This window comes from Sphingomonas caseinilytica (assembly GCF_023516455.1).
GTDB classification, from domain to species: Bacteria; Pseudomonadota; Alphaproteobacteria; order Sphingomonadales; family Sphingomonadaceae; genus Sphingomicrobium; species Sphingomicrobium caseinilyticum.
In genome coordinates, this window is the sequence record NZ_JAMGBA010000004.1 from 19,601 (window position 1) to 41,252 (window position 21,652).

Annotated in this window: 14 protein-coding genes; 7 read left to right on the forward strand and 7 right to left on the reverse strand. The window is 62.1% G+C overall.

Annotated elements, in window-relative coordinates; genetic code table 11:
• Positions 1 to 102: 102 nt before the first annotated feature.
• On the forward strand, positions 103 to 5,478 hold the full coding sequence (locus tag LZ496_RS13000; protein WP_249905154.1) for a HAMP domain-containing protein: 5,376 nt from the start codon (positions 103 to 105) through the stop codon (positions 5,476 to 5,478).
• Entirely contained in the window at positions 5,475 to 7,511 is a 2,037-nt protein-coding gene (locus tag LZ496_RS13005; protein ID WP_249905155.1) for a response regulator, read from the forward strand. The genes LZ496_RS13000 and LZ496_RS13005 overlap by 4 nt, the downstream gene beginning before the upstream one ends.
• A 15-nt stretch (positions 7,512 to 7,526) precedes the next feature.
• Here the strand turns inward: LZ496_RS13005 and LZ496_RS13010 are convergent, their stop codons facing one another.
• On the reverse strand, positions 7,527 to 8,411 hold the full coding sequence (locus tag LZ496_RS13010; RefSeq protein WP_249905156.1) for an ROK family protein: 885 nt from the start codon (positions 8,409 to 8,411) through the stop codon (positions 7,527 to 7,529).
• A gap of 198 nt (positions 8,412 to 8,609) precedes the next feature.
• On the opposite strand from LZ496_RS13010, the gene LZ496_RS13015 reads away from it, so the two are divergent.
• Positions 8,610 to 8,834, forward strand: a complete 225-nt coding sequence (locus tag LZ496_RS13015) for a hypothetical protein (RefSeq protein WP_249905157.1) — start codon at positions 8,610 to 8,612, stop codon at positions 8,832 to 8,834.
• Positions 8,835 to 8,970: 136 nt separating this feature from the next.
• On the opposite strand, the gene LZ496_RS13020 is transcribed toward LZ496_RS13015, so the two are convergent.
• Together LZ496_RS13020 and LZ496_RS13025 are read right to left on the reverse strand one after the other, a co-directional pair.
• Positions 8,971 to 9,144, reverse strand: a complete 174-nt coding sequence (locus LZ496_RS13020) for a Flp family type IVb pilin (protein ID WP_249905158.1) — start codon at positions 9,142 to 9,144, stop codon at positions 8,971 to 8,973.
• A 156-nt stretch (positions 9,145 to 9,300) separates the two neighbouring features.
• On the reverse strand, positions 9,301 to 11,307 hold the full coding sequence (locus LZ496_RS13025) for a transglycosylase domain-containing protein (protein ID WP_249905159.1): 2,007 nt from the start codon (positions 11,305 to 11,307) through the stop codon (positions 9,301 to 9,303).
• A gap of 115 nt (positions 11,308 to 11,422) precedes the next feature.
• Between LZ496_RS13025 and LZ496_RS13030 the strand changes: the two genes are divergently transcribed.
• Both LZ496_RS13030 and LZ496_RS13035 read left to right on the forward strand, forming a co-directional pair.
• The gene (locus LZ496_RS13030) at positions 11,423 to 12,928 is read left to right on the forward strand and encodes an ABC transporter substrate-binding protein (protein ID WP_249905160.1); all 1,506 of its coding nucleotides are present in this window, start codon (positions 11,423 to 11,425) and stop codon (positions 12,926 to 12,928) included.
• Positions 12,929 to 12,969: 41 nt separating this feature from the next.
• The gene (locus LZ496_RS13035) at positions 12,970 to 13,359 is read left to right on the forward strand and encodes a DUF4112 domain-containing protein (protein ID WP_249905315.1); all 390 of its coding nucleotides are present in this window, start codon (positions 12,970 to 12,972) and stop codon (positions 13,357 to 13,359) included.
• On the opposite strand, the gene LZ496_RS13040 is transcribed toward LZ496_RS13035, so the two are convergent.
• From LZ496_RS13040 to LZ496_RS13055, 4 genes are read right to left on the reverse strand one after another with little or no spacing between them, the layout of a single operon-like run.
• A complete protein-coding gene (locus tag LZ496_RS13040) occupies positions 13,356 to 14,534 on the reverse strand; it encodes an acetate/propionate family kinase (RefSeq protein WP_249905161.1) in 1,179 nt (392 codons plus the stop codon). The two genes, LZ496_RS13035 and LZ496_RS13040, sit on opposite strands and share 4 nt — an antisense overlap.
• A 13-nt stretch (positions 14,535 to 14,547) precedes the next feature.
• Positions 14,548 to 15,324, reverse strand: coding sequence for an enoyl-ACP reductase FabI (gene fabI, locus LZ496_RS13045; RefSeq protein ID WP_249905162.1), 777 nt, complete (start codon positions 15,322 to 15,324; stop codon positions 14,548 to 14,550).
• Between the two features lie 10 nt (positions 15,325 to 15,334).
• The gene (locus LZ496_RS13050; protein ID WP_249905163.1) at positions 15,335 to 16,309 is read right to left on the reverse strand and encodes a phosphate acetyltransferase; all 975 of its coding nucleotides are present in this window, start codon (positions 16,307 to 16,309) and stop codon (positions 15,335 to 15,337) included.
• Complete coding sequence (locus tag LZ496_RS13055) at positions 16,296 to 18,476, reverse strand: DUF3141 domain-containing protein (protein ID WP_249905164.1); 2,181 nt, start codon at positions 18,474 to 18,476, stop codon at positions 16,296 to 16,298. The genes LZ496_RS13050 and LZ496_RS13055 overlap by 14 nt, the downstream gene beginning before the upstream one ends.
• 277 nt (positions 18,477 to 18,753) lie before the next feature.
• Here LZ496_RS13055 and LZ496_RS13060 point away from each other — a divergent pair, with 277 nt between their 5' ends.
• Both LZ496_RS13060 and LZ496_RS13065 read left to right on the forward strand, forming a co-directional pair.
• On the forward strand, positions 18,754 to 20,349 hold the full coding sequence (locus LZ496_RS13060; protein WP_249905165.1) for an L-serine ammonia-lyase: 1,596 nt from the start codon (positions 18,754 to 18,756) through the stop codon (positions 20,347 to 20,349).
• A gap of 10 nt (positions 20,350 to 20,359) precedes the next feature.
• Positions 20,360 to 21,643 carry an MFS transporter gene (locus LZ496_RS13065; RefSeq protein ID WP_249905166.1) on the forward strand — a complete coding sequence of 428 codons (1,284 nt, stop codon included), beginning with the start codon at positions 20,360 to 20,362 and terminating at the stop codon, positions 21,641 to 21,643.
• Positions 21,644 to 21,652: the final 9 nt, after the last annotated feature.

A 21,652-nucleotide genomic window follows, 5' to 3' on the forward strand; every position in this document is an offset into this window, starting at 1 on the left:
GCGCGAAAATGTTTCCGCATTGGGAACCGATTGACCGCCCGCGAATTGGCTCGATGGGCGGGGTTTGTCTTCGCGCCCATCCACTGGCCATGGGGAGGGCCCATGAACAAGCAGAGCCCGCGCTCGGAGTTCGGAGTATCGCGCAGGGAACTGGTCAACGCGCTTCGGCGGTTGAGGCGCGGCGACTTTACCGTGCGCCTCCCGGAAGACGGAAGCGACGATGACGAGATCGCTTCGCTTTTCAATGAGGTAGTCGGCCTCAATCAGCAAATCACCGAAGAGTTCGAGCGCCTTTCGAAGGTCGTCGGCAAGGAAGGCAAGATCGGCCATCGCGCCAAGGTGCGCGGCGCGTCCGGCGGCTGGGACAGCAAGCTTCGCGCCGTCAACGAGCTCATCGACGACATGGTGCAGCCGACGACCGAAGTCGCACGCGTCATCGGCGCCGTCGCGAAAGGCGACCTGTCGCAGACCATGGCCGTCGAGATCGAGGGCCGCCAGCTCAAGGGCGAGTTCCTGCGCATCGGCAAGGTCGTCAACACCATGGTCGAGCAGCTGGGCAGCTTCGCATCCGAAGTGACCCGCGTGGCCCGCGAGGTCGGTACGGAAGGAAAGCTTGGCGGACAGGCCAATGTGAAAGGCGTCGCCGGCACCTGGAAGGACCTTACCGACAACGTCAACCTGATGGCCGCGAACCTCACGGGCCAGGTCCGTAACATCGCCGAAGTGACCACCGCCGTCGCCTCGGGCGACTTGTCCAAGAAGATCACCGTCGATGTGAAGGGTGAGATTCTCGAGCTCAAGAACACCATCAACACCATGGTCGACCAGCTCAACGGCTTCGCCTCGGAAGTGAGCCGCGTGGCCCGCGAAGTGGGTACCGAAGGCAAGCTCGGCGGACAGGCACAAGTGCCCGGCGTCGCGGGCACCTGGGCCGACCTCACGGATAACGTCAACTTCATGGCCGCCAACTTGACCGGCCAGGTCCGCAACATCGCCGAAGTGACCACCGCCGTCGCCTCGGGCGATCTATCCAAGAAAATCACCGTCGACGTGAAGGGCGAGATCCTCGAGCTCAAGAACACCATCAACACGATGGTCGATCAGCTCAACGGCTTCGCCTCGGAAGTGAGCCGCGTTGCGCGCGAAGTGGGCACCGAAGGCAAGCTCGGCGGCCAGGCACAGGTTCCCGGCGTCGCAGGCACCTGGAAGGATCTGACCGACAACGTCAACTTCATGGCCGCCAACCTGACCGGCCAGGTCCGAAACATTGCGGAGGTGACCACCGCCGTTGCGTCTGGCGACTTGTCCAAGAAGATCACCGTCGACGTGAAGGGCGAGATCCTCGAGCTCAAGAACACCATCAACACGATGGTCGATCAGCTCAACAGCTTCGCCTCGGAAGTGACGCGCGTCGCGCGCGAAGTGGGCACCGAGGGCAAGCTCGGCGGACAGGCCCAGGTCCCGGGCATTGCCGGCACCTGGGCCGACCTTACCGACAACGTCAACTTGATGGCGGACAATCTGACCGGCCAGGTCCGCAATATCGCCGAGGTGACGACCGCCGTGGCCCGCGGCGATTTGTCCAAGAAGATCACCGTCGACGTGAAGGGCGAAATCCTGGAGCTCAAGGACACCATCAACGTGATGGTGGACCAGCTCAACAGTTTCGCGTCGGAAGTGACCCGCGTGGCCCGCGAAGTGGGCACGGAAGGACGGCTTGGCGGCCAGGCGCAGGTCGAAGGCGTTGCCGGTACCTGGAAGGATTTGACCGACAATGTGAACGCCATGGCCGGCAACCTTACCGGCCAGGTCCGCAACATCGCCGACGTCACCACCGCCGTGGCTCGTGGCGACTTGTCCAAGAAGATCACCGTCGAGGTGAAGGGCGAGATCCTGGAGCTCAAGGACACCATCAACACGATGGTCGACCAGCTCAACAGTTTCGCCTCCGAAGTGACGCGCGTCGCCCGCGAGGTCGGCACCGAAGGCCGGCTGGGAGGCCAGGCGCAGGTCGAGGGCGTCGGCGGCACCTGGAAGGACCTTACCGACAATGTGAACGCCATGGCCGCGAACCTCACCGGTCAGGTCCGCAACATCGCCGAGGTGACCACCGCCGTTGCGCTTGGCGATCTCTCCAAGAAGATCACCGTCGACGTGAAGGGCGAAATCCTGGAGCTCAAGAACACCATCAATACGATGGTCGATCAGCTCAACTCGTTCGCCTCCGAAGTGACCCGTGTGGCCCGCGAAGTGGGTACGGAAGGAAAGCTTGGCGGCCAGGCCCATGTGCGCGGCGTCGCAGGCACCTGGAAGGACCTGACCGACAACGTGAACCTGATGGCCGACAATCTGACCGGCCAGGTCCGCAATATCGCCGACGTGACGACCGCCGTGGCGCGCGGCGACTTGTCCAAGAAGATCACCGTCGACGTGAAGGGCGAAATCCTCGCGCTGAAGAACACCATCAACACGATGGTGGACCAGCTCAACGGCTTCGCCAGCGAGGTGACACGCGTCGCGCGCGAAGTGGGTACTGAGGGCAAGCTGGGCGGCCAGGCTCAGGTTCCTGGTGTCGGCGGCACGTGGAAGGACCTGACCGACAACGTCAACCTGATGGCCACCAACCTGACCAACCAGGTGCGCGGCATCGCCGACGTCGTGACGGCCGTCGCTCAGGGCAATTTGAAGCGCAAGCTGACCTTCGACGCGAAAGGCGAAATCGCCGCGCTTGCCGAGACGATCAACGGCATGATCGAGACGCTGTCGACCTTCGGCGACCAGGTGACGAACATGGCCCGCGAAGTTGGCGTCGAAGGCCGCCTTGGCGGTCAGGCGCGCGTTCCGGGTGCCGCCGGCCTGTGGCGCGACCTTACGGACAACGTGAACCAGCTCGCCGCGAACCTGACCAATCAGGTGCGCTCGATCGCCGAAGTCGCAACCGCCGTGACCAAGGGCGACCTTACCCGCTCGATCGCCGTCGAGGCATCCGGCGAGATGGCGGCCCTCAAAGACAACATCAACGAGATGATCCTCAACCTGAAGGAACAGACGCTCAAGAATGCCGAACAGGATTGGCTAAAGACCAACCTCGCCCGCTTCAGCCGCATGCTTCAGGGCGAGCGCGATCTCGCCACCATCTCCAACCTGATCATGTCGGAGCTCGCACCGCTGGTGAACGCGCAATATGGCGTGTTCTACGTGTCCAACCGCGACGAGGAAGACACCAAGCTGGAACTGGTCGCGAGCTATGGCGCCGACAATCACGAGGACCTGAAACAGCAATTCGCCCTGCGTGAAGGGCTGATCGGACAGGCTGCGGCAGACAAGCGGCCGATGCGCCTCAACAGTGTCCCCGGCGATTTCATCAAGATCGGATCGGGCCTGGGCGCCGCGTCGCCGGTCAACATCAACATCCTGCCCGCCCTGTTCGAAGATGAGGTCAAGGCGGTCATCGAACTGGCCTCGTTCGAAGAGTTCAACGAGACGCACCACAGTTTCCTCAACCAGCTGATGGAAACCGTCGGCATCGTGCTCAACACCATCGCGGCGACGATGCGCACCGAGGGACTGCTCGCCCAATCGCAGCTGCTCACGCAGGAGCTTCAGGCGCGCCAGACCGAGCTCACGACGAAGCAGGAAGAACTGCACAACACCAATGAGGAGCTGCAGGAAAAGGCCCAGCTGCTCGAAAACGAGAAGCGTCAGGTCGAGGCCAAGAATTTCGAAATCGAGATGGCCCGCCGCGCGGTCGAGGAAAAGGCCGAGCAGCTGTCCCTGACGTCCAAGTATAAATCGGAATTCCTGGCCAATATGAGCCACGAACTGCGAACCCCGCTCAACTCGCTGCTGATCCTGTCAAAGCTGCTGGCCGACAACCAGCAGGGCAACCTCAATGAAAAGCAGACGGAGTTCGCGCGCACGATCCACAGCGCCGGCGCCGACCTGCTCAACCTGATCAACGACATCCTCGACCTGTCGAAGATCGAGTCCGGCACGGTTTCGATCGAGATCGGCGACGTGCCCATGGCCGGTTTGAAGCAGCATATGGAGCGCACTTTCCGCCAGCTCGCTTCGGAAAAGGGCCTCGCCTTCAATGTCGAGTTCGACGAAACCTTGCCGCCGACCATTCGCACCGACGAAAAGCGGCTGCAGCAGATCGTCCTCAACCTTTTGTCCAACGCCTTCAAGTTCACGGCCAATGGCGGCGTCACCCTTTCGGCACGAACCGCTACCGAAGGATGGAGTCCGACACATCCGATCCTTCGCGATTCCGACCAGGTTATCGAGATTTCGGTCAGCGACACCGGCATCGGAATTCCGCAAGACAAGCAGCGCCTGATCTTCGAAGCCTTCCAGCAGGCCGACGGTACGACCAGCCGCAAATATGGTGGTACCGGCCTCGGCCTGTCGATCAGCCGCGAAATTGCGCGGTTGCTTGGTGGCGAGCTCCAGGTTCGTTCGACGCCGGGCGAAGGATCGATCTTCACGCTCTACGTGCCCATCCAGTCGCTCAGCGTCCCGATCGCAATGACCGCAATGGATGTCTTGCCCGGGGAAGCTCCATCAATCCCAGCGATGAGCTATGCCCCGCCGGACGACCGTGACGAGCTTGATGGCCAGCCCTTTGTGCTGATCGTCGAGGATGACGCGACCTTTGCCGGCATTCTCCTCGAACTGGCCCACGACCAGGGCCTCAAGGGCGTCATTTCTTCGGCGGGCTCCGGAACGATTGCGATGGTCCGCAAGTTGCGCCCCAATGCCATCACGCTCGACCTCGGATTATCGGACATCGACGGTTTCGTGCTGCTCGACTTGCTGCGCCACGATCCGGACACGGCCGACATTCCGGTCCACGTGATTTCCGGTGCCGAACAAGCCGAACATGCGCTCACCATTGGCGCCACTCGCGTTATCGACAAGCCGGCCGACCGCGATCAGCTGGCCGATCTGTTCGAAACCATCGCCAAATCGGCCCGCCCCTCGGCGAAGGGTAAAGCCTCCACTCGCCGGGCGGCTCGGGCGACCAAGCGTGAAGCGATCCCGGAAATTGCCGGGAGCCGGATCCTGATCATCGATGACGACATCCGGAATATATACTCGCTGACGAGCGTCCTGGAGGTGCATGACGTCGAAGTCCTGCACGCCGAACGCGGAGCCGAAGGCATCGCCATTATCCAGGCGAACCCAGACATCGACGCAGCGCTGGTCGACATCATGATGCCCGACATGGACGGCTATGAAACCATGCGCCGAATTCGGGGCACGCCCGGAATTTCCGATCTCCCGCTGATCGCCGTCACTGCGAAGGCAATGAAGGGAGATCGCCAGAAGTGCCTGGATGCGGGGGCGTCCGACTATATTGCAAAGCCGGTCGATATCGACCTGCTCCTCGCCTTGATGCGTGTTTGGATCGGTCGGGCGAAGGCCGGCCAGAGCGGCAAGCTGACCAAGCCCCGCAGAAGCTCGAAAGCCGCATGACCGAAATGACCCGTTCGTCGCGTATAAAAAAGTCCAGCTCCGACACGGCGGCTTCCGCACCGCCGGCCGGAGCCAAGATTCTGCTGGTCGACGACGATGAGCGGAACCTGATGGCGTTGTCCGAGCTGCTGAAGGATATCGCCACTGTTGTGACTGCGACGTCCGGCAAAGCGGCGCTTCGCCATCTGCTGAAGGACGACTTTGCGGTCATCCTGCTGGATGTCTTCATGCCGGGGATCGATGGTTATGAAACCGCGGGCCTGATCCGGGAACGCGAACAGACGGCCCGAATCCCAATCATCTTCCTGTCGGCGGTAAACAAGGAAACTGAGCATCTGATGCGCGGCTACGCGATGGGCGCGGTCGATTATGTGTTCAAACCCGTCGATCCGCTGATCCTGAAATCGAAGGTCAGCGTATTTGTCGATCTCTATAATGTGAGAGCACAGGTCGAGGAAAAAAGCGTTGCGGAACAAAAGCTTCGCGATGCCAATTTCAAGGCGGAGCTGGACCGCCTCCAAATCGCACGCGAGTTGCAGGCAACACGCGAGCGCGAGGCCGCTATCATCCGTTCGATCCCGATCCTGCTCTACATGGAGCCATTAGGAAATCAGTCGCGCCGGCCGGACTTCGTCTCAGGTGACTTTACGGCCATGACCGGCTTTGACTTCGACGAGGCCCAGCAGGACCCGGAGCTTTGGGAACGCCGCCTGCATCCCGAGGATCGCGAGCGGGTGCTGGAAGCGATTGGCGCGAGCCGTGAAACGGGACGACTTTCGATCGAGTATCGCTGGCAATGCGCCGACGGCAGCTACAAGCACTTCCACGACCAGGCCGTATTGGTGTCAGACGTGACCGGGGAAGCTTCTCAATTTGCCGGAACGCTTACGGATGTGACCGAACAGCGGCTGCTGGAAGGCCGGCTGATCCATGCGCAGAAGATGGACGCGATCGGACAGCTGACTGGTGGAGTGGCCCACGACTTCAACAACCTGTTGTCGGCGGTGATCGGCGGTATCCACTTGCTGGAACGCCGGGTCGATTTCGAGCAACGCGAACAGCGGATCATCGACCAGATGCGCCATGCGGCCGAGCAGGGCGCGGAACTCGTCCGGCGGATGATGGCCTTTGCGCGGAAGCAGGACCTGAAGCCGACCAGCGTTTCAGCGTCGTCCCTGTGCAAATCGGTCGCGGGGCTGGTCGAACACACCCTCGGCGGCACGATCACGGTGGATTGGCAATGCCCCGATGAGCTTCAGAACATCTATGCCGACAAGGCGCAGCTGGAACTTGCGCTGGTCAACCTCATCCTCAACTCCCGCGACGCCATGCCCAACGGCGGCACGGTTGAGGTCCAAATGGACAATTTCGAACTCGACGCAACTGACGCGGAATCCGGTTTGAAGGTCGGCACGTACATCCGGATCAGCGTTTCGGACCAGGGGCTTGGCATCCCCGAAGAACTGGTGAGCCGAGTAACCGAACCCTTCTTCACAACCAAGGAAGCCGGCAAGGGAACCGGGCTTGGGCTGTCGATGGTGGCGGGCTTCGTCCAGCAATCGAACGGGCTCTTGAAAATCGACAACCGAACCGGCGGCGGAACAAGGATCGAGCTGTTTCTTCCGGCGACCGATCAGCCGGCTCACGCTCCGCAAGCATTGGAACATTCGAACGTTCGAACATCCGGTACGATGAAGGCAGTGCTCCTGGTCGATGACGACGAAAGCGTTCGAACCGTTCTTGGCGAACAGCTTCGCGAACTAGGCTTCAAGGTGGACGAGGTTGGCGATGGCAAGACCGCTATCGAGCGGTTGAAATCCAACGGCTCCTACGACGTGCTGCTCACCGATTTCGCAATGCCGGGAATGAACGGGCTCGACACGATCAATCGCGCGATGATCGAGCGGCCTGCGCTTCAGGCGCTACTGATGACCGGCTACGCCGACGAAGGTGCCGTGGCCCATATGCGCGAAACGGTCCCAATTATCCGGAAGCCGATCAACGTGAGGGACCTTCTCGGCCACCTGGCCTAGCGTCGGGAAACACTACTAGGTTTCGAGCGCTAGCTGCCTGGCCATCAGCAATGCCCCTTCGAGACCTGCATTCTTGAGTGCGGCAGGAACGCAAAACCCTGGACGTTCGACAGCAGGCCCAACGCCATAACCACCAAGTGCCGCACGCATAGATTCCTCGATCCGCGGGACTATGTCCGCCTCGCTGATCGCCCCGCCGCCCCAGATGATCCGATGCGGCGACCAAGCGAGCACGAGACTGGCGGCAAGTTGGCCCAGGTAGCGGGTGACCAGTTCGGCGACGGCAGTGTCTTCGGAAAGCTGCCGTCCATTTAGCCGCTTGTTCAGCGCCGGCCCGGAAACCAACCCTTCTGCGCAGTTTTCATGGAACCGGCATAGGCTGGGAATGTCGTCGCCGGGCAGCCGGTTGAGCTGCAAATGCCCTGCTTCCGGATGCATGACGCCGGTCAAGCTCCTGCCGTTGGTCGCCAGTCCGGCACCAATGCCCGTCCCGACGGTGACATAGGCAACACTCGGCAATCCCTTCCCTGCCCCCAAGGCCTGCTCCGCTACGGCGGCGGCATTTACATCGCTGTCGACCACCACCGGCACATCAAACCGGCTCGCAATATCGGCTCGAAGGTTGGAACCGGACCATCCCGGCTTGGTGGTGGTCAGCATCAGTCCATAGTCCGGCGATGAGCGGTCGGTGACCAAGGGCCCGAAGGCCGCAAGTCCGATTGCGGCAAGCTGACCTTCGCGCTTCTCGTGCCCAATGAATTCGACGAGATCATGCAGTGCAGCGGCGGGAGTGCTGGTGGCCCAGCGACCGTCAGCCACGACTTTCCCATTCTCATCGGTCATTCTCGCCAGGATCTTGGTCCCGCCGGTTTCGATTCCAACAAACAATTGCTCGCCCATGCACCCAATTCCAAATGAGCGACCCGTCTCGCACAATTTTTGTTGGAGGCCTCATGAATTTTCCGCCGCGGGAATGGCGGGCATCAGCTGAGCTGCGACAGCTTAGTCCGATTCGGATCAGTTTCCTCGAAGTTAACCGTTATCTCCGGTTGCCGACGCAAGCGTGCTCGTTCATCGAGCGGAAAGGGGGAGCAATAAATGAAAATTAAATCTGACCGTTTGCGGCGGATTTCCGCCGAAAAAGACGTGCTCGACACGCGCGAGATCGCCCTAGATCTGATGTTGAGAGCATTGGAATTGCTCGACAAGGATCCCGGCATATCGCCGCTCGTCGGGCCGCAACTTCAACTGGCCATCGATAGGCTGGCCTACTCGAAACCCCAAGATCCTTGCGCCTGGCGCACGGCTGCTTCGACGTTCTAGTTCGGCCCTTTGGCTACTTTGCCGTAGCCCGGATAGCGCTCGACGCTTTGACCCGAGGCATCCTTGGCGAAGACAAAAGAAAAGCGGCGGCGCCTTTCGACGCCGCCGCCAATCTTTTTGACTAATCTTCGAACGATTAGTTGCGAGCGGTGCTGAGCTCGGTCGCAACGTCGTTGAAGGTGTCGCCCAGCTGGTCGCCGATGTTGCCCATAGCGGCAATCGCGGCAACAGCGATGAGAGCGGCAATCAGGCCGTACTCAATGGCGGTCGCACCGTCTTCGTTCTTGATCAGCTTCAGAAACTTGGCCATCTCTGGTCTCCTTCAGGCTCCACAAAAGGGATCCACAATTCCCTTACCTCCGCATCAAATCCGCGTCGGTTGCAGAGAGGATTACGCCCTGAAGGGTTGAGAAAGACTTAAAGTCACCGGTTTCCGCGCGTTAACCGTAATTAATTCTAAAACGGATCAATTCTGATCGATAAGCCGCTCTACCATCTCCAGGATGGAGCGCACCGCCTTGCCGCTTTCGCTCCAGTCGTCAGGGAGCGGGCTCTTGCGCTCCTTCTGAGGCTGTCGACGTTCTGGCAAGCGGAATCCTTCGGGCAGCGGCGGGCCCTGCCGGCCGTCGATCGAAATCGCCGATCCCATGAACCGCCGCCAGATTTCCGCCGGCGCAGTTCCACCAGTGATTCGCCCAAGCGACTGGTTGTCGTCGCGGCCCACCCAGACCCCGACAACAAGATTGCCTGCAAAGCCCACAAACAGCGCGTCACGGTTATTCTGAGTCGTGCCGGTCTTGCCGAAGGTCGCCGTCGAAATGGCCGCACGGCGGCCCGTCCCTTCATTGGCCGCAGCCCAGAGCAGTTCCATCATCGGTGCCCGATCCCGCCGATCGTCCAGATGACCCCCGCGCGCGAAGAAGCCCGAAAGCCCTTCTTCCTCCTTGTCGAGCGGCAGTCCTCGCGGCTCGACCGGGTAACGCCCGCCGGCAATTGCCGCATAGGCTGCCGTCAGTTCAAGCAAGCTGACGCCGGACGTTCCGAGAGAGAGGCTCGGCCGATCCGTCAGCGGCGAGTCGATTCCCAAGTCTCGCGCCGCCCGAATGATATTCTGCCGTCCGACCTGCTCGGCCAGGCGAACCGTCGCCGCATTGCTCGATCGGGCGAAGGCTTCCCGCAAGGTAATGGTCCCGCGATAGACGCCGTCATTGTTGCCAGGCGACCAGCCATCCAGGGTGATCGGCCGATCCTCGATCTTGCTGTCGGGCCGGTAACCGGCCCTCAGCGCTGCGAGGTAGACGAACAATTTGAACGCGCTGCCCGGCTGACGCCGAGCCTGAGTGGCGCGGTTGAACGGGCTCTTCCCGTAATTGCGGCCGCCAACCATTGCCACTACCCGGCCGTCGGGCCGCATCGCCACAAGCGCGGCCTGGGCATCGCCGATCTTCGCATTCGCGACCGCGCGCACTGCGATCCGCTGGAGATCGGCGTCGAGTGTCGTCGGAACCTTCACCTCGCCATAATCGGCTTCGAACGCCTTGGCGGCCTGCGGTGCGACCCAATCCGCGAAATATGTGCCGGTCGGAACGCTGCTCGCCGTTCCCACTGGCCGCGCGGATTTCGTCGATTCCGCGCGAGCCTGGCTGATCACGCCGGTATCGGCCATCGTCTGAAGCACCAAACGGCTCCGTTTCTGGGCCAGCGCCAGGTTGCGCGTCGGGGCAAGGCGTGACGGAGCCTGCACCATGCCCGCCAGCATCGCCGACTGCGCCAGGGTCAGCCGTTCCGGCTCCCGATCGAAATAATGTCGCGACGCAGCGCGGAGGCCATAGACGCCGTCGCCGAAGTAAACGGACGACAGGTACCGCGAGAGGATTTCGTCCTTGGTCAGCCAGCCTTCCAGCCAGAAGGCGATGATCACCTCCTGTGCCTTCCGCTTGATTGACCTGTCCGCGGACAGGAAGCTGGTTTTTGCCAGCTGCTGCGTGATGGTGCTTCCGCCTTGACGCACGCCGCCCGCCTGGAAATTGGCAACCATGGCGCGACCGATCGCTCGCGGATCGATCCCCCAGTGACTGCGGAACCGACGATCCTCGATGGAAATGAAGGCGGCAGGCGTCAGCGGGTCCAGCTTCGCCGCGTCCACCGGTTCGTCCTTGATCGCGCCGCGACGAGCGATCGCCCGGCCCTCGGTAGAAACAAGCAGCATCGCGGGATCGTCCAGCGGCTCCAGCGCGCGGGACAGAGGAGCGGTGACGATCAGCCAGATCAAGGTGACGAGCAGCAGGGCCGCAAAGATGTTGAAGCCCCAGCGAAGCCAGCGCCGATACTTTCCCGGAGGTTTCGGAGGCGTCGCTGCCTCGGGATGGCGTGCACCAGGTCCGAAGGGATCGGGCAGGTTTTCGACGTCAGTGCCGCCACGCTGCCAGATGCCATGTGCGCGGTCGAAACCCGGGCCGTGGTCGTCTGCCATTTCTCCCCTTCCGGCACGAAACTCCAGCGGCCGAACTGCTTTAGTTAGGTAAAACAGTTGGGTTCGAATATCCAGTGGTTGCTGAACCCTGCTTTAAAGGTAAACCAAAGCCCCAATGGCCGTCCGTCGATTCAGCCTTGGCCTGATGTTTGCGGCACTGGCCGCCCTGGGCCCCATCGCCTGCGGAAGCGGCGCGTCGGATCTGACGCGAGTCGCGGTGATCGGGACAGAGCCGAAACTGGTCGAAACTGTCTCGGTACCGCTGACGGCCGGAGAAGCCTTGATCCGCTCCAATGTCGCTCAGGGCCTTGTCCGCTTCGACGAGCGCGGCCAGGTCGTTCCGGGCCTCGCCGAACGATGGAACGTAAGCGACGACGGCCTCAGCTATATTTTTCGATTGCAGACCGGCGAATGGCCGGACGGCCGCAAGATCAAGGCGGATGAGGTCGCCCGGATCATCAGCCGCCAATTAAGGCCGTCCAGCAAGAACCCGCTCAAGGATACGCTGGGCGCGGTCCGCGAGATCGTCGCGATGACCGACCGGGTCATCGAAATTCGGCTCAACGCACCTCGCCCCAACCTTCTGCAGCTGCTCGCCCAACCGGAGTTTGGGCTGGTCAGGGCAAGCGTGGGGACCGGTCCGTTCCAGCCGGCCACCGCCGAACAGATTGCGCCGCTGCCGGCGGAGCTGAAGAAGCTGCCGGGCATTTTTCTCGCTCACCGCATCCGGATCCCCGATGCGGAGGATCCGGTCGAGAAGATCCATTTGAGCGGAGGAGATGCCCAAAAGCTGATCGCCGCCTTTGCAAACGGCGACCTCGAGCTCTTGCTCGGCGGCACCGTGGGCGACCTTCCCTATGCATTCATGGCCAAGCTTCCGCGAGGTGCTCGTCGGTTCGACCCGGTGGCGGGGCTTTTCGGATTGGCGCCGACAGGCCGCCGTGAAGCGCTCAAGGAACGCGACGTGCGGCGATTGCTCAGCACCGCGATCGATCGCGACGCATTGATTGCCGGCCTCCACGTCAATGGCCTTCAGCCGCGGGCAACGATTCTCCAGTCCGGACTGGAGGGCGTGGGAGCGCCGCAGCAACCTGCCTGGATAGCACAGCCCGTGATCGAACGGAGGCAAGCCCTTGTCGCCGAGGCCCGGCGACTGTTCGGCAAGGTTGAGCTGCCGAACCTTCGCATTCTCCTGCCGGCCGGCCCTGGCGGAGACTATCTATTGGCTCGTCTGCGCTATGATTGGGGACCGCTGGGCATTCGGGTCGATCGTGCCCCTACCCTTGCGTCGGCGGACCTCGTCTGGATCGATGAAGTCGCCCCTTCCTCGTCCCCGGCGTGGTTCCTTCGCCGGTTCCGATGCGACATGGTTCCCGTCTGCCTGGAAGATGCTGATCCGTTGCTCGACCAGGCGCGCCTCACGCCAGATTCCGCCCAGCGCGCCCAGCTGTTCCTTGAAGCGGCCCGGATGATGGACGATGCGCAGCTGTTCATCCCTATTGCCGCCCCGATCCGGTGGTCGCTGGTTTCGGGCCGCGCTCCCGGCTTCGAAGAGAACCCCTTTGCCCGTCATACGTTGGTTGGCCTTGCTGAGATTGGAAACAGCGGAGGATTGCGTTGACCGACACCATTGAACAGCCGACCCCGAAGCTGGGCCGCCAAATGCCCAGCCTTGGCACCGATCCTCACTCGGTTCGTCAGCGGGTTGAGGCGATGGAGAAGGTGCTGGAACGGATGTTCGTCATCCCGGGCATCAACAAGCCGGTCGGACTCGATGTCATCCTCGACATCATACCCGGCATCGGAACGATCAGCGCCGCCGCGCTAGGCAGCTACATCGCCTGGGAAGCGCGGAACCTGGGCATGTCGAAATGGCAGATCGCGCGGATGGGCGGGAACATCGGTTTCGACATGCTGCTCGGCCTTATTCCCTGGATCGGCGCGATCCCTGACCTCTTCTTCCAGTCGAACACGCGCAATCTGCGGATCATCAAGCGGCACCTGGACAAGCACCACCCGCATACGAAAACGATCGACGTGCAGCCGCGCTAAATCCCCAGAACCACGGCCGTCTGCCGCGCGATTACCAGCTCCTCGTCGGTCTGTACGACCCACATCGGTAGCGCTGACCCATCGGTGCTGATCAGCCCTTCGGCGCCGCCATTCCGCGCTTCATCCAGCTCCGCACCCAGCCATGCGCAACCAGCCGCGACTTCGCGCCTGGTCTTGGCGTCGCGCTGCCCGATACCACCGGTGAATACCAATCCGTCGACGCCGCCAAGCGCCGCCGCCAGCGACCCGATCTCGCGGACGATGCGATAGATGAACAGATCGATCGCTTCCCGCGCCCGCGGATCGTCGGATCCGCGCAAGGTCCGCATGTCGGATGAAATGCCCGAAACGCCGAGCAGCCCGCATTTCTTGTAGACCAGGGTTTCGAGCGCCCTGGCATCCATGCCCTTTTCGTCCATCAGGTAGATGAGCACGCCTGGGTCGATCGAACCGCAGCGGGTCCCCATGACCAACCCCTCGACCGCCGTGAATCCCATCGTCGTTGCGACGCTCTTCCCCTTGTCGATGGCGCATACGCTTGCGCCATTGCCGAGGTGGGCGATGATGATCTTCTTGTCGGCATGATCCGGCGCAACCTCGCGCAGCCGGGAACTCACATAGTCATAGGACAGGCCGTGAAATCCGTAGCGCTTGATGCCTTCGTCGCTGAGCTCTCGTGGCAGCGCATAGGCTTGCGCGAGATGCGGTTGGGTTTGGTGGAAGGCGGTATCGAAGCAGGCGACCTGGGGAATGTCCGGCCGATTTTGCGCGATTGCCTTGATCGGCGCGAGATTGTGCGGCTGGTGCAGCGGCGCCAAGGGCGAAAATCCCTCGAGCACGGCGATGACCTCGGGGCTCACCTTCGCTGGGCCTGCAAATTCGGTTCCGCCATGAACCACGCGGTGGCCGACGCCGACAACGGTCGAACCTTCCGGCAAGAACTCACGGGCGACGTCCAGTACAGACGTCATTGCTTGCGCGTGCGTGAAGCCGTCCTTCGGCCAGCTGCGCTCCACCACGTCGTTTCCGGCGCCATCGCTTGCCGATAGCGTCGGCGAAACGCCGATCTGCTCGACGGCACCGCGCAGCAGCAGGGTCTCCTCGCCCTCGCTGTCATAGAAGCCGAACTTCACGCTGGATGAGCCGGCGTTCACCACTGCGATGCACTGCGCCATGCTGTCTCTCCCGTTATCCGATGATGTTTGCGCCGCCGTCGATGTAGATTGTCCCGCCGGTGATCCGCCGGGCGAAGTCGGCCGCGAGATAGGCACAGGCGAAGCCGACATCGTCGATGTCGACCAGCTCGTGCAGCGGCGATCTCGCGACTGCGTCGTTGAGTAGGTGCTCGAAATCCTTGATGCCCGACGCCGCCCGGGTTTTGAGGGGACCGGGCGAGATGGCGTGCACGCGAATGTTTTGGGGGCCCAGCTCAAAGGCGAGGTAACGGCAGGCCGCTTCAAGCGCTGCCTTAACCGGACCCATGACGTTGTAGTTGGTCACGACGCGGTTGGCGCCGAGGTAACTCATCGCGAACATGGTGCCGCCGTCTTTCATCAGTGGGGCGGCCAACTTCGCCATCCGGACGAAAGAGTGGCAGGATACGTCCATTGCCCGCGCGAACCCTGCGGCGGAGCAATCCAGCAGCCCGCCCTGCAGATCTTCCTTCGGCGCAAAGGCGATGGAGTGGATCAGGCTATCGAGTTTGCCCCAGCGGCTGCCGATTTCGTCGAAGACCGCCTCCAATTCGCCGGGATTTTCGACGTTGAGCGGCGCCATGATCTCGGCACCAAGCTTCTCGCCCAATGGCTCGACGTGCGGCCGCGCCTTGTCATTAAGCCAGGTGATGGCGAGGTCCGCCCCGCACGCCCGGAATGCTTCCGCGCAGCCGTAAGCAATCGACTGATCGTTCGCGACACCGACGATCAGCGACTTGTGCCCGGTCAGGATCGGCCGGACTTCAGCCATACCCCCGCTCCTACTGGATTGCCGCCGCGGCGTCCGCGCGTCGGGCGGCGACCAGCAACTGGGCGACGGCGCAGGAAGCAAGCCGTGCCGTCTCTTCATCCGCCCTGCTGGTCAGGATGATCGGCACCTTCGCGCCAAGGACGATTCCGGCGGCGTCCGCACCAGCGAGGAATGACAGGCTCTTGGCCAGCATATTGCCGGCCTCAAGGTCTGGCACGACCAGCACATTGGCGCGCCCCGCGACCGGGGAGCTGATCTTCTTGATCGCCGCAGCCTCCGGGCTGATCGCATTGTCGAGCGCCAGCGGTCCGTCGAGTTGCGCTCCCGTGATCTGGCCCCGGTCCGCCATCTTGCACAGGGCAGCGGCTTCAAGGGTCGAAGGGACGTCGGGATTGACGCTTTCCATGGCGCTCAGCACCGCCACACGAACTTCCTTCTGCCCCAGCGCGCGGACGAGATCGATCGCGTTCTGCGTGATGTCGACCTTGGTCTTGAGGTCCGGCGCGATGTTCACCGCTGCGTCGGTAATGACGAGCGGCTGATCATGATCCGGCACGTCCATGATGAAGCAGTGGCTGATGCGACGGGACGTGCGAAGACCGGTGTCGCGCTTCACCACCGCACTCATGATTTCATCGGTGTGAAGGCTGCCCTTCATCAGTGCCTCGGCGCGGCCTTCGCGAACCAGCTCGACCGCCTTGGCTGCCGATTCCTGGCTGTATCCAGCGTCGACGATTTCGAAGCTGCTGATGTCCAGACCATGCTGAGCGGCAACTTCCTTGATGCGATCCTGCGGACCGACAAGGATCGGCTCGACCAGCCTCAATTTCGCTGCCTCGACGACGCTTTCCAGCGACACCTGGTCGCAAGGATGCGCCACCGCGACCTTCACCGGCTGGTGCTTCTGGGCGGTTGCGATCAGCTTGTGGAATTTCTCATGGTTATTGCGGCTGACAGGGGGGGCATCGGCCTCAAGCACGGACATCGTCATCCTCCTTCTTGCTGGCCTTGGAGGCCTTCGCACCGAACAAGCTCTCCACTTCGGCCAATCGTCGCTTGGCCTCGCCCGTTGGCTCGCCAGTTGCGAAAATGATGCGCTGAATCGAACGCAACGTGCTGGCCCGCTCTTCCGGATCTCGCGGCAAGAGCTTCGGTATCGCGGCAACGGCACGCTTCTGGTCGATCTTCAGAAGCAGATACTGATCTCTTACCGCTTCCTTCAGTTGCTCCATCGTTCGCGGCCGGCCGGGCGGTTGCGCGTCATGCAGCTGCTTGATCATCGCAAAGCCGCGCTCGTCGACCTGGCCTTGGCCCAGGCGGATGTAGCCGATTGAACGAAGCGCCGCCTCGAGAGCACCGCCCGTTTCGAACTTCGCTTCAAGCTCTTCCCGCTTCCTGGCCTGCACCTGCTCGCGAAGCGCATCGCGCTCCGGCTTGCGGCGGCTCGCTTCGTCCTTCGGATCAAGGCCGACCAGCGCTTGCAACATCGGCGAGCCATAGGTCATGTGGAAGAGCTGCTCGGTCATCGCATCGCGTGCGGCGCCGAAGGCGGACAGCGACGCACTGATGGTCGAGGCCATCGCCTTTTCGGCGGCGGCAAAGAAATTGTCGTCCGAAACGGCCTGCCGATCCTTGCGAACCTGTTCGGCCGTCTCCGCGACTAGCCTCATGCCCGGATTCTCGTCGGAAAAGATCGAGAAGCGGACCCGGTTCGGGTGCATCTTGCGCGCCCAATCGCCAAAGCCCGGCGGCGTGACGGCGCGGACCAGTGGGCCCATGTAGCTTTCGTACAGCCGCCGGTTGATGTCCGATACGCGATCGACCGCCGCAAACTTCAGATCATCCTCGGGGCTGTTGCCGCCCAGGGCGCGGATATCATCCAGGGTTCGCGGCACCAGCCGGAAGAGATAGTCCCCGCCGATCAGCTCGCGATGGGCATCGTCGTCGCTGATTTCCTCGATGACCGCCTCGTAAAGGCCGGGCGGCATCAGGTCGATCATGTCCATCGAGCTGGTGAATTCGTCATGCTCGCGCGTCGCGACCTTGCCCGACACGAAAATGCCGAGATGCCCGACCGACCCGTGCACCGAATAGACGATGGTCTGGCCGTTAGCGATGAGCTCGTCATCGGTTCCGTACAGGTCGGTGATCCAGCCCAGTGCCTGTTGCGGCGGGGTGATGTTGTCGCCCCATGAGCAGAAGACGACGATCGGCGACTTGACGTTGCGAAGGTCGATCTGGACGCCGTCGGAGGTGCGGATCTCGCCGTCCGTCAGCTTGTTTCCGACGAACAGATTGTCGGCGATCCACTGCATTTCCCGCGCATTGAGCAGAACGGGGCTGCCCCACCACGTCTCGAAATCAAGGAAGCGCTCGGCCTCGGTATCGACCTTCGAATAGACGTTATACGGCTTCTCGAAAAAGGTGTTCGCGGGGTCCAGCTTCTCGAAGTTCGCAACCAAATTCGCCCCGTCGAACGTACCTTCGCCCAAGTCGCCGGACAGGCTGGTCAGCCAGGTGCCGCCCAACATTCCTCCGGTATAGCGCATCGGATTCTTGCCATGGACGCCGGCCCAATAGGATAGCGGCGCGCCTGCCAGAAGCAGTGGTCCAGGAATGTCAGGATGGGTGGCGGCCATGATCATCGTCTGCCAGCCGGCCTGACAGTTGCCGATGACGGCCGGCTTGCCGGTACCCGGATGCCGGCGCGCTACCTCGCGGATGAACTCGGCCTCCGCGTTCCACACATCCTCGGTGGTCTGCTCCGGCATGGGTTCGGGCAGGAAGCCGATGAAATAGCAGGGGTGACCATTCTCCAGCGCGACGCCGATTTCGCTGTCCGTTTTCATGCCGCCGATGCCGGGACCGTGGCCCGCGCGAGGGTCGACCACCACGAACGGCCGCTTGGCCGGATCGATCTTTACGCCCTTCGGCGGCTTGATCCTGACCAGCCCATAATTGACCGGGCGCGCCAGTTTCCGGCCGTCCAGCACCACTTCGGCATCGAACTCCAGGACATTGGGCGCCGCTTTCTCCTGCTGCTCGCGATAAATATTGCCGCGCTGGCGCAGCACATCGAGGAACAGCACCGATCGCTGCCACGCGTCGAGCAGATAGTCGTGCGCAGGACCAAGGCTCTGCGAGCCAGACATGGATAGGCCTCCGGAATTGAACCGAAAGCATAGGCAGGGCACCGATCCGGGCCATCGGGATATGTCCTGACGCACTGCACAAATCGGCCGCATCAAAAACGGCGGAACGGCCTCAGTAACTGGCTGAGGGGGTGTTGGGGGTTCCCCCTGATATCTTGGCGCTACCCAGGGCCTATAGCTCGAACTGACGCTTTTCGAGGGGAGCTCTTGGACGAATTACCGTCCAGAAGGCGCCACGCGCCTCAAGCTCCCTCGGTTGAAGATGGGAGGGCAGGATATGGACAGCCAATCACATAAGCGGGGACCGTTCACGCTTCCGGAACTCGATTATTCCGAGCCGCCGCAGGGATCAGATCGCCGCAGCTTCATGGTGCGCAGCGCGATGGCAACCGCAATCGGCATGCTCGGTGGGCAGGTCAATCCGCTGTTTGCGCAGGCGACTGCCGAACCGCCCCTGCAGGGCAAGGAAAATCCCGATCTTCAGGTGGTGAAGAACTCCAAGGGCCCGGTGATGACCCTGGTCGACGAATTCTACAAGGTTGGCCCTGGACCGTCGTCCTCGCACACGATTGGGCCAATGCGGATCACCTATGATTTCTACCAGAGGGCGATCAAGCTTCCTCAATCAACGCTCAACCAAGCCACCGCACTGAAGGTTCACCTTTATGGAAGCCTCAGCGCAACCGGCAAGGGCCACGGTACCGAACGCGCGGCCCTTGCCGGCCTGATCGGACACGAGCCGGCAACGATCGACCCGGTTGCGGTCCTCGACAAGATGGCGGCCGAGCCGGATAGGCAATATCCCGTGAAGCTCGGGACCAAGACGATCAATGCGTCCCTGGCTGACATCATCTACGATGCCACCAAGGGCGATTTCCCGCACGCCAACACGATGACCGCCAAGCTGATGGCCGGCGACAAGGTGTTGCTGGAGCAGGAATATTATTCGGTCGGCGGCGGCTTCATCGAATGGAAGGGCTATACGCCGCCCAAGAAGAACCCGCCGAAATACCCCTACGAAACGATCAAGGAGGTCATCGACTACACCAAGCGCGATAACATCTCGATCGCTCAGGTCGCGATGGCCAACGAAACATCGATTTCGGGTCGTAGCGAGGCGGAGATCAATGCCTTCCTCGACAAGATCATCGGTGCCATGCGGGCGACAGTGAAGACCGGCCTCGCGGCTCCGACAAGCACGCTTCCGGGGCCGATCAAGCTGAAGACCAAGGCTCGCGACGTCTACCAGCATGCCATGAAGGAGGAGAGGCCTGCACGGCGCGGTATTGGCGTGCTGTCAGCGGCAGCCCTCGCCGGCTCCGAGGAAAATGCGCGCGGCCATCTGGTCATTACAGCACCGACCGGCGGGTCGGCGGGCGTGATGCCGGCCGTCCTTTACTCCCTCGATCAGGCCGGGGCCAAAGTATCGGACCAGAAGCTTCGCGAAGGCCTGCTTGCAGCAGCGGTGATCGGCTATCTGTGCAAGCACCACGCAACGCTCGCCGCAGCCGAAGGCGGCTGCCAGGCAGAGATCGGCGTCGCATCCGCAATGGGTGCAGCGATGGTTGCCCAGGCCATGGACGCCGATCCGCAAGTGGTCGCCAACGCAGCGGAAGGCGCTCTCGAGCACCATCTCGGCATGACCTGCGATCCGGTCGCCGGCTTCGTCCAGATTCCGTGCATTGAGCGCTGTGCGTTCGGCGCGGTCAAATCCTGGACCGGCTACCTCATCGCGTCGAACGAGATCCCGGCCAACCGCCGCGTCGACTTCGACTCTACCGTGCAGGCGCTGGCGATCACGGCCAAGGAGATGAACGGCAAATATAAGGAAACTTCAGAAGGCGGCCTCGCCGTCTCGTTGACCCTTTGCTGACGCCGTTCCGATGAGCCAGGCGACCGAACGACCCGCAGTGACTCCCCTCGGCGTGGTCACCGTCGCCTGGCTCATCACCTCGATCTACTATTTCTACCAATATGCGATGCGGTCGGCGCCGGCCGTCATGGTGCCGCAGATGTCCGACGCCTTCGGGCTGACGCCTGTTGGCATCGCGTCGCTGGTCGGCCTTTTCTACTACGCCTACGCCCCGTTCAGCCTTGTTGCAGGCGTGGCGATGGATCAGGTCGGGCCGCGTGCGGTCGTACCGTTGGGGGCGGCAACGGTTGCCGTTGGTGCACTGCTTTTTTCGACCGGCGATCCAAACCTCGCCAGCATTGGCCGCTTCATGCAGGGTGCCGGGGGTGTGTTCGCGCTCATTGGCGCCGCCTATATCGCGACGACGAACTTTCCCGCGTCCAAGGCCGCGACCTTGATCGGCGCAACGCAAATGTTCGGAATGGCGGGCGGGTCTGCCGGGCAATTCCTTGTCGGCCCAGCCATTTCAAACGGCCTGCAGTGGGACAGCTTCTGGCTGATCATGGGGGTCATCGGAATTCCGATCGCCATCCTGTTGTTCCTCTTCATTCCGAAGCGGCAGAAGACAGAGCGACACGGCAATTGGCTAAGCGACGCCGGAAGCGCGATGAAGACCGTGTTCTGCAATCCGCAATCGATCATCTGCGGCTTGATCTCCGGACTTTTCTTTATTCCGACCACCATCTTCGACATGGTCTGGGGCGTGCGCTTCCTCCAGGAGGCGCATGGAATGTCGTATGACGTGGCCGTCCTGCGTTCGGCCGCAGTCCCGTTCGGCTGGATCATCGGCTGTCCGCTGCTGGGCTGGATTTCCGACAAGATCGGACGGCGCAAGCCCGTCATCATCGTTGCTGGCGTTGTCCTGGCCGCCGCCATGGCGATGGGTCTTTATGGCCCCCCCGGTGTCTTCCCGCCCTATTCGATTGCGCTGGTCATGGGCATCGCTTCCGGCGCGGCGATGCTTCCCTACACCGTTATCAAGGAAGCCAACCGGCCCGAGCATGCCGGCACCGCCACCGGCGTCATCAACTTCATCAACTTCTCATTCTCCGCCTTGCTTGGCCCACTTTTCGCCGCACGCCTGATGCGGATTAGCGGCGGCGGCGACCGCGAGCTCGGCGACTATCAGCTGACCTTTATGCCCATGCTAGTTGGCATCGGCATCGCCATCCTCCTGGCCTTCCTCTTGCGCGAAACAGGAAGTCGCGCCCGCCCCGCCCAGCCATTGGGCGACCCCCTGCCTGAAGCCCGATAAGGGAGATTT